The following is a 10,000-nucleotide window of genomic DNA, read 5'->3' as shown; positions in this document are numbered from 1 at the left end:
ATGACCCTCCCCGGTTGAGCCGGGGGCTTTCACATCAGACTTAAGAAACCGCCTGCGAGCCCTTTACGCCCAATAATTCCGGACAACGCTTGCCACCTACGTATTACCGCGGCTGCTGGCACGTAGTTAGCCGTGGCTTTCTGGTTAGGTACCGTCAAGGTGCCGCCCTATTTGAACGGCACTTGTTCTTCCCTAACAACAGAGCTTTACGATCCGAAAACCTTCATCACTCACGCGGCGTTGCTCCGTCAGACTTTCGTCCATTGCGGAAGATTCCCTACTGCTGCCTCCCGTAGGAGTCTGGGTCGTGTCTCAGTCCCAGTGTGGCCGATCACCCTCTCAGGTCGGCTACGCATCGTCGCCTTGGTGAGCCGTTACCTCACCAACTAGCTAATGCGCCGCGGGTCCATCTGTAAGTGGTAGCCGAAGCCACCTTTTATGTCTGAACCATGCGGTTCAAACAACCATCCGGTATTAGCTCCGGTTTCCCGGAGTTATCCCAGTCTTACAGGCAGGTTACCCACGTGTTACTCACCCGTCCGCCGCTAACATCAGGGAGCAAGCTCCCATCTGTCCGCTCGACTTGCATGTATTAGGCACGCCGCCAGCGTTCGTCCTGAGCCAGGATCAAACTCTCCGATAAAGTAGTTTGACTGACTACGCACATCGCTGTGCGATTTATTTAAAAATTTGAATTAACAGGTACGTTTTGTCTTGTTTAGTTTTCAAAGAACTTTGTTGCTTCTCTCGAAGCGACCTCTTAATCATAACATTTTCAGTTTGCTAGGTCAATACTTTTTTAAAAATATTTTCGCTAGGCTTGCCTTTCTATTAAAAAGACAACAAAAAGAATTATATCAGTATCATCGCTATGTGTCAAAGCTTTTTTTCATTTCTTTATATAGTAAAAGCGCAGCCTGTTACAGCTGCGCTTTTTCGTTTATACTTCTTCCGTTTCTTCCGTTTCTTCCGTCTCTTCTTCATTCTTTTCCACAAGCGCCACAGTGGCTACATGCTCTTGATCAGACATGCGGATCAGACGGACGCCTTGTGTTACGCGTCCCGTAGTGGAGATATCATTAATATCCATTCTGATTAACACGCCGCTTGCCGTAATAATCATTAAGTCCTCTTCGCCTTTTGTTGCTTTCACGGTTACTAACGGACCGTTGCTGTCAGTGATTTTACATGTTTTAAGGCCTTTTCCGCCCCGGCTTTGAACTCTGTATTCTGAAGCCGGTGTGCGTTTGCCGTAGCCGTTTTCTGTCACTATGAGGACGTGGGAGTCTTCTTCAAGAATCTCCATGCCTACAACGACATCATCGTCTGTCAGCGTGATGCCTTTAACACCCGCAGCTGTGCGTCCCATTTGTCTTACATCTTCTTCAGGGAAACGGATCAGCAAACCGTTCTTCGTTCCGATGATGATTTGTTTCTTGCCGTCAGTCAGGCGGACGGCCATCAGTTCATCGTCTTCCCGGAGACCCAGGGCGATCAGCCCGTTATTCCGTATATTCGCAAACTGGGACAGTGCCGTACGTTTCGACACCCCTTGTTTGGTCGTAAAGAAGAGGTATTGCTCCTCATCAAACGTGCTGACCGGAATAATAGCATTAATCCATTCGCCTTTTTCAACTTCCAGAAGGTTAATAATCGGAATGCCTTTTGCCGTACGGCCGTATTCAGGGATTTCATATCCTTTAGAACGGTAGACCTTCCCTTTATTAGAGAAGAACAGGATCGTATCGTGCGTTGATGTGGAAATTAAGTGTTCCACAAAGTCATCTTCATTCGTTCCCATTCCCTGTACGCCTTTTCCGCCCCGTTTTTGGCTGCGGTATGTGGACGCCGGGAGACGTTTAACATAGCCGTTATGGGTCAGTGTGATGACGATGTTTTCTCTCTCGATAAGATCTTCATCTTCAATTGTTTCAAGACCGGACGTCACGATTTCAGTGCGTCTCTCATCATTGAAACGCTCTTTGATTTCATTAAGTTCTTCACGGATGATCTCAAGAACTCTTTCTTCATTGGCTAAAATATCTTTCAGCTCGGCGATAAGCGCAACAAGTGATTGATATTCCTCTTCAATCTTTTCGCGCTCCAGACCGGTTAATCGCTGAAGGCGCATATCCAGAATGGCTTGCGCTTGTTTTTCAGTCAGTGAGAATTGTTCGATCAAACCCGTTCTCGCAATTTCAGCCGTCTGGGAACTGCGGATAAGAGAAATAACGGCATCTAAATGATCGAGAGCGATTCTTAAACCTTCCAGAATGTGAGCTCTCGCTTCCGCTTTGCGGAGTTCGTAAGCCGTTCTGCGCCGGATCACAACCTTTTGGTGATCAAGATAATGCTCCAGACATTGTTTCAGGCTCAGCACCTTCGGCTGTCCGTCAACGAGCGCCAGCAGGTTGATTCCGAAAGACGTCTGCAGGGCCGTTTGTTTGTACAGGTTATTCAAAATGACGTGAGCATTGGCGTCACGGCGGATCTCAATGACGATTCTCATTCCGTTACGGTCGGATTCGTCTCGCAGGTCGGTAATTCCTTCGATTTTTTTGTCCCGGACAAGATCTGCAATTTTTTCAATTAATCTCGCTTTGTTCACCTGATAAGGAAGTTCCGTAACAATAATTCTTTCTTTTCCTGATGATGTCTCTTCGATTTCAGCCTTAGCCCGGATTGTGATTGATCCCCGTCCGGATTCATATGCCTTGCGGATGCCGCTCCGGCCCAAAATCTGACCAGCAGTCGGAAAATCCGGGCCCGGGATGTATTCCATCAGCTCCTGGTTTGTAATCTCAGGATTCTCACTTACGGCAAGCACGCCTTCAATGACTTCTCCAAGCTGATGGGGAGGAATGTTTGTCGCCATTCCGACCGCAATACCGGCAGCCCCGTTTACGAGCAGATTCGGAAATCTCGAAGGCATGACGGCAGGCTCTCTTTCTGAACCGTCATAGTTATCTTGATAGTCAATCGTGTCTTTCGTAATGTCACGCAGAATTTCCATTGCGATTTTTGACATTCTCGCTTCTGTGTAACGCATCGCGGCCGCTGAGTCGCCGTCAACCGAACCGAAGTTGCCGTGTCCGTCAACAAGCATGTAGCGGTAGTTAAAATCCTGCGCCATTCTGACCATTGATTCGTAAACCGCTGAGTCACCGTGCGGGTGGTACTTACCGATAACTTCACCGACGATACGGGCAGATTTTTTATATGGTTTGTCACTGGTCATGCCTAAATCATTCATTGCATACAAAATCCGTCTGTGAACCGGCTTCAGACCGTCACGCACATCCGGAAGCGCCCGGGATACGATAACGCTCATTGCATAGTCCAGAAAGGATGTCCGCATTTCCTGACTGATATTGACTTCACGTACTTGTGGTGTGTTTTGTTCACTCATTAAAAAAACCTCCCTGAAGTATCACATGAAATAATGTGGGAGTAGATTGTCCATTATGATCTTCAATACGATTTCACTATTCTCCATTATATCAATAAACTTGTGTTTATACACATTAATTTAGTAGAATATACGGGTTTTGCGGGTTTTCAGAGGCTTTAGAAGCCGCTTTGAGAAAAAAGCCTTATTTCTTAACGAAAATAAGGCTTTCTTGGTTAAATATCAAGATTTTTCACGTATCTGGCGTTTGCTTCTATGAAGTTTCTCCGCGGTTCTACTTTGTCACCCATCAGCATTTCAAAAGTCTCGTCAGCGTCCATTGCATCTTCAAGATTGACTTGCAGAAGCGTTCTGGTCGCAGGGTCCATTGTCGTTTCCCAAAGCTGAGTCGCGTTCATTTCTCCAAGACCTTTATAACGCTGGAGGCCGGGCTTAGGCGATTGCGGAAGCTCTTTTAACAGCTCATCAAGCTGCTTATCGTTATAAGCGTATTCCACCCGTTTTCCCTGCTGCACTTTATAAAGCGGCGGCTGGGCAATGTAGACATAGCCGTTTTCGATGATTTCCCGCATGTATCTGTAGAAGAACGTTAATAAAAGCGTTCTGATGTGGGCGCCGTCAACATCGGCATCCGTCATGATGACCACTTTATGATAACGCGCTTTTTCAAGATTAAAATCTTCGCCGATTCCTGTTCCGAGGGCCGTGATCATTGATCTGACCTCATTGTTTGAGAGAATCTTATCAAGTCTGGCTTTCTCAACGTTCAGAATCTTACCGCGCAGCGGCAGAATGGCTTGGAAATGGCGGTCCCGTCCCTGTTTCGCTGATCCGCCCGCAGAGTCACCCTCTACGATATACAGCTCGGAAATGCTCGGATCTTTAGAAGAACAGTCCGCCAGTTTGCCCGGCAGATTGGAAATCTCAAGCGCACTTTTGCGGCGGGTCAATTCCCGCGCTTTTTTCGCTGCCATCCGCGCTCTTGCGGCCATTAAACCTTTTTCAACGATTTTGCGGGCTGAGTCCGGATTTTCAAGAAGGAATGTTTCCAGCGCAGAAGAAAACAGCGTGTCAGTGATCGTTCTCGCTTCAGAGTTGCCGAGCTTGGTTTTCGTCTGCCCTTCGAATTGCGGATCAGGGTGCTTAATTGAAATAATGGCAGTCAGCCCTTCTCTCACATCATCCCCGCTTAAATTCGGATCATTTTCTTTGAAAATCCCTTTTCTTCTTGCATAGTCGTTTATGACACGGGTCAGACCGGTTTTAAATCCGGCTTCGTGCGTGCCGCCTTCGTATGTGTTGATATTATTTGTGAAAGAATAAATATTGCTTGTATAGCTGTCGTTGTATTGCAATGCAACTTCAACCGTTATGCCGTCTTTCTCGCCTTCGATATAAATCGGCTCTTCATGAACGACTTCTTTGGAACGGTTTAAGTACTCAACATAGCTTTTGATTCCGCCTTCGTAGTGGTACTCGTTTTTCCGTTCTTGTCCTTCACGTTTGTCTTCGATCGTGATGTTTACGCCTTTTGTCAGGAAGGCCAATTCCCGGACACGATTTGAAAGCAGATCATAGTCGTATACGGTTGTTTCTTTGAAGATTTCCGGATCCGGAACGAAGTGCGTAATCGTTCCGGTCTTATCAGTATCACCGATCACTTCAAGATCGGCCACAGGCACACCGCGCTCGTACGCCTGATAGTGGATTTTTCCGTCACGATGAACCGTAACGTCAAGAGTAGTCGACAAGGCGTTTACGACGGACGCCCCTACACCGTGAAGACCGCCGGATACTTTATATCCGCTTCCGTCAAATTTACCGCCGGCGTGGAGAACGGTCATGATGACTTCAACCGCAGGGCGGCCCATCTTCTCCTGGATACCGACCGGAATTCCGCGCCCGTTGTCCTTAACGGTAATGCTGTTATCTTTTTCAATCTCGATATTAATATCTGTACAATAACCGGCCAGGGCCTCGTCAATACTGTTATCGACGATTTCCCACACCAAGTGGTGAAGGCCTTTGCTGTTAGTTGATCCGATGTACATCCCCGGTCTCTTTCGAACAGCTTCCAAACCTTCTAATACCTGTATCTGATTCTCATCATAACTATTTTGCTGCTGTTCCATAGCCATGCACATTCACCTACACTTTTCTTAAACGATATATTCATTGTAAAGATCCGCTAAGAATCTATTTCTAACATAAATTGCGCACGTTTCTTCAGTGTGCCGGAAGATAAGGGAGAGTAATATATATTCTCAGTCGTGACTACGATAGACTTTGGCGTGCCGTTTACGGACGGCACTACTTTTTCTTTCTGTCTGTCCAGAAATTCTTCAACGATCGGCGATACATTGACCTTGCAGTCAAAAATGCCGACGATATCGCGTGTTGAAACGACAAAGTCGTCACCTAAATGAATATACAATCGCTCACCTCATTTCTTCACTTCACTAACGTACCGTTTTCCACACGGAACATTCCTGCTTGATGTAAGGTATCGTGGTCAATGCCATCCACGCTTGTCGTGGTGACAAATGTCTGCACACGGCCTTGGATCGTATGAAGCAAATGGGACTGTCGGTAATCATCCAGCTCGCTTAGTACATCATCCAAAAGTAAAATGGGGTATTCTCCGATTTCTTCATGAATCAAATCTATTTCGGCCAGCTTCAAAGACAAAGCCGTCGTACGCTGCTGTCCCTGCGAACCGTACGTCTGCACATCGCGTCCGTTCACATAAAAAAGGACATCATCCCGATGCGGTCCGAATAATGTGACGCCTCGTTCTATTTCTTTTTCTTTTAATTTCGAAAAAGACTCCTGGTAGCTGTTACCTATTTTCGACAAATCTTTGGGATCTGATACATCAAGCGCCGTGTGATACTTAAGCGTCAGTTCTTCAAGTCCCCGGGAAATGCCGGAATGGATCGGCTGCGCCCATTTTTCAAGCTGCGCCGTAAACTGCAGACGTTTGGCGACAACTTTTGCGGCTGCTTCAATCAGCTGATCAGTGAGAACGTCAAGCATAGTCCGGTCAGTCTGTTTCCGGCTTTGCAGCTGTTTCAGAAAATGATTCCGCTGTGAAAGGATTTTTTGATAAAGAGATAAATCATACAGATAAACGGCAGAAACCTGCCCGATCTCCATATCGAGAAATCTCCTCCTCACCTGAGGGCTTCCTTTGACGAGATTTAAATCCTCGGGGGCAAACATAATGGTGTTCAGCGCTCCGACATACTGACTGAGTTTTTGCTGCTCTATATGATTGACCTTGCCCTTTTTACCTTTTTTGGAGATGACAAGCTGCATCGGGATGTCCCCGTTGCGCTTCATCACTCTTCCTTCTATTTTAGCATAGTCTTCGTCCCACCGTATAAGTTCTTTGTCATTTGAGGTGCGGTGTGATTTTGCCATCGAAAGGACATAGATGGCTTCCATCAGATTGGTTTTGCCTTGGGCATTTTCCCCGATGATCACATTCACCTTGTTTTCGAATTGAAGCTCAGCGCGCTCATAATTACGGTAGGATGTTAATTCTAAATTTTGGATATACAACCGCTGTCACCCGCTTTAATTGACGACTTGAAATGAACCAAATCCTTCAATCGCGACCACGTCTCCAACGTAAAGCTTTCTGCCGCGGCGATTGTCAGGTTCATTGTTGACAGTCACCTCATGCTCGCTCAGAAACCATTTCGCCATGCCGCCGGACTGAATCACATCGGCTAATTTTAAAAACTGGCCAAGCGTAATCATTTCTGTATCAATCGAAATCGGATTTGCCATAATATCGACCTCTTTCAAATATCACTAATATCTAATTGTACTAAAAAATCCTGAAATAAGGAAAGGGAAAACTTGAGGGAGCGGCTGATGAATAGAAAAGCTGCCGAACTAAGCCGGCAGCACATTCTGTTTGATTAATACGTTCTGACCGGAAGGATGAGCTGAACGATGGTTTCATCATTCGGCGTACGGATAAGAAACGGTCTCATCGCTCCCGTAAAGCTGATACGGATGTCCGCTCCTTCAAGTACTTTCAGTGCGTCCATCATATATTTTGGACTGAATGAAATATTTAATTCCTCGCCGTCAATCTGGTCAGCCAGCACAGCTTCGACCACTTTTCCGATTTCCGGAGAATTTGATGAAATCTCAAGCGAATCCGCCGGTTTGGCAGAAAGCTTTACAACGTTGTTGCGGCCTTCTCTCGCCAATAAAGAAGCACGGTCTATCGCCTGTAAAAATTCCTTCGTGTTCACGACGATTTCCGTTTTGCTTTCCTGCGGAATTAAGCTGGTCGTGTCCGGATAGTTTCCGTCAAGCAATCTTGAGAAGAACAATACGTTTTTCGCTTTGAACAGAACTTGGGTTTCTGTAATCACGATATCAACCAGTTCTTGGTTGTCATCAAGAATTTTGCTCAGCTCGGTTAAGCTTTTCCCGGGAATGACCACGTTATAAGAGCTGTCTTCCGGAATATCAAGCTTCGCCTTTCTTAAAGCGAGTCGGTGGCTATCCGTGGCAGTGCATAATAATTCACCGTTTTCGACTTTCCAGTTTACACCTGTCAAGATAGGGCGTGTTTCTGAGGCGGACACAGCGAACACGGTTTGGCGGATCAGGTTTTTCAAAAGATCCGTCGGAATCTGAATGGCGTGATGCTCTTCGATTTGCGGTAGATGCGGATATTCATCTGCATCAAGGCCGTTTAAATTAAATTCGGCTTTTCCGGAACGGATAATCGTTAAATATTGATTTTGAACTTCGATTTCAACAGTCGCCATCGGCAGTTTTTTAACGATTTCGCTGAAGAAACGCGCTTGCAGCACGATACTTCCCGGCTGATCGATCGTCACGATTTCTTTATCATCTTCTTCTTTCGGAATGAATGACTCGATTGAAATATCAGAGTCACTTCCTGTGAAAGATACTCCTTCATCTGAGGCGACGATCTTAATACCGGTGAGAATGGGAATTGTGGTTCTGGATGAAACGGCTTTTAGAACGTCTTGTACACTTTCGACTAAACGATCTTTTTGAATCGTAAATTTCATGTTTATCCCCCTAACGGATAATATAATTAATATATTTTAAAAATAGCAGTAGTAATAGTAGGGCCTGTGGATTTGTGGATAAGTTGTGAAAAAGACAGGAAACACAGCCTATCCACATGTGGACAGACTGTGTATGGCTATGAAAAAGTTATTCACACTTTCCCCGACTCATCCGAGGGCACTATTATTTAAGCAGTTCTTTTATTTCTTTCACCTGCTGCTGAAGCTGCTCGTCATCAATCAGCAGTTTTGAAATCTTTTCGTGGGCGTGAATGACGGTTGTATGGTCTCTGCCGCCAAATTCTTCCCCGATTTTAGGCAAAGAAGAATCCGTCATTTCTCTTGAAAGATACATCGCAATTTGTCTTGGGAACGCGACGGATTTCGTGCGCTTTTTCGCTTTGAAATCTTCAAGCTTAATGTTGAATTGCTGTCCGACAATCCGCTGAATCTCTTTTATCGTAATGACCTTCGGCTTTGAAGACGGAATAATATCTTTCAATGCTTCTGCAGCCAGGTCTGCGTTAATGTCTTTATTGATTAAGGATGAATAGGCGACAACCCGGATTAATGCCCCTTCCAGTTCGCGGATGTTGCTGTCAATCTGATTCGCGATGTAAAGCATGACCTCGTTCGGAATATCAAGGCCTTCCGCCTTCGCTTTCTTTCTCAGGATGGCAATCCGCGTTTCCAGATCCGGCGGTGTGATATCCGTAATCAATCCCCATTCGAACCGCGAACGCAGGCGGTCTTCAAGGGTCGGGATCTCTTTCGGCGGTCTGTCGCTGGAAATCACGATTTGTTTGCTTTCTTCATGAAGCGTGTTGAATGTATGGAAAAACTCTTCCTGTGTTTGTTCTTTTCCGGCTAAAAATTGAATATCATCTATCAAAAGTACATCAACGTTCCGGTAGCGGTTGCGGAAATCAACGGCTTTATTATCGCGGATTGAGTTGATGAATTCATTTGTGAATTTTTCAGAAGACAGGTACACCACTTTGGCTGAAGGATTATGATCAATGACATAATGGCCGATCGCGTGCATTAAGTGGGTTTTTCCTAAGCCGACTCCCCCGTATATAAATAAAGGGTTGTACGCTTTAGCGGGTGCTTCCGCCACAGCCAGTGATGCTGCATGGGCGAATCGGTTTCCCGATCCGATGACAAATGTGTCGAATGTATATTTCGGGTTGAGCATGCTTTGGGGAAAATCAGACGGTTCCTCTTTTGCCGCTTTTTTCACTTGCGGTTTCGGTAAAAAGTCTTCTTCGTCCTGATTTTGAGGAATGACAAATTTGACGCTCAATTCTTCCCCGGTTAATTCATATATGGTATCTGCAATGAGATGTAAGTACCTGGACTCCAGCCAGTCTCTGGCAAATTCATTGGGAGCGGTGATGGTTAAGGTATCTCCTTGCAGCGAATGGGCTTTCGTCGACTTCATCCAAGTTTCGAAACTCGGTTTGCTTAGCTTTTTCTCAATTTGAGCTAGAGCTTGATTCCAAAGATCCAATATATTCTCCAT

General features: G+C 45.8%; 7 protein-coding genes and 1 rRNA gene (1 of these 8 cut by a window edge). All 8 read right to left on the bottom strand.

The window, feature by feature from the left end:
• A 16S ribosomal RNA gene (locus tag U2H13_RS00040) occupies positions 1-643 on the bottom strand (it extends 907 nt beyond the left edge of the window).
• 297 nt (positions 644-940) lie between these two features.
• A complete protein-coding gene (gene gyrA / locus U2H13_RS00035) occupies positions 941-3,409 on the bottom strand; it encodes a DNA gyrase subunit A (protein ID WP_376700610.1) in 2,469 nt (822 codons plus the stop codon).
• Positions 3,410-3,624: 215 nt separating this feature from the next.
• A complete protein-coding gene (gyrB, locus tag U2H13_RS00030; RefSeq protein ID WP_014720600.1) occupies positions 3,625-5,541 on the bottom strand; it encodes a DNA topoisomerase (ATP-hydrolyzing) subunit B in 1,917 nt (638 codons plus the stop codon).
• 56 nt (positions 5,542-5,597) lie between these two features.
• Complete coding sequence (remB, locus tag U2H13_RS00025; protein WP_004392908.1) at positions 5,598-5,843, bottom strand: extracellular matrix regulator RemB; 246 nt, start codon at positions 5,841-5,843, stop codon at positions 5,598-5,600.
• A 17-nt stretch (positions 5,844-5,860) separates the two neighbouring features.
• Positions 5,861-6,973: a DNA replication/repair protein RecF gene (recF, locus tag U2H13_RS00020; RefSeq protein WP_007409910.1), complete on the bottom strand. Its 1,113-nt coding sequence runs from the start codon at positions 6,971-6,973 to the stop codon at positions 5,861-5,863.
• A 15-nt stretch (positions 6,974-6,988) separates the two neighbouring features.
• Positions 6,989-7,204, bottom strand: a complete 216-nt coding sequence (rlbA, locus tag U2H13_RS00015; RefSeq protein WP_004392910.1) for a ribosome maturation protein RlbA — start codon at positions 7,202-7,204, stop codon at positions 6,989-6,991.
• Between the two features lie 134 nt (positions 7,205-7,338).
• On the bottom strand, positions 7,339-8,475 hold the full coding sequence (dnaN, locus tag U2H13_RS00010; RefSeq protein WP_014416704.1) for a DNA polymerase III subunit beta: 1,137 nt from the start codon (positions 8,473-8,475) through the stop codon (positions 7,339-7,341).
• A gap of 184 nt (positions 8,476-8,659) precedes the next feature.
• Positions 8,660-10,000 (bottom strand): chromosomal replication initiator protein DnaA, encoded by a 1,341-nt coding sequence (dnaA, locus tag U2H13_RS00005; RefSeq protein ID WP_004392913.1) that lies wholly within the window; start codon positions 9,998-10,000, stop codon positions 8,660-8,662.

Source organism: Bacillus sp. A1, from assembly GCF_042296235.1.
Taxonomy (GTDB): domain Bacteria; phylum Bacillota; class Bacilli; order Bacillales; family Bacillaceae; genus Bacillus; species Bacillus velezensis.
The sequence above is the reverse complement of the archived record's forward strand: the minus strand, read 5'-3'. Positions and strand labels throughout refer to the sequence as shown.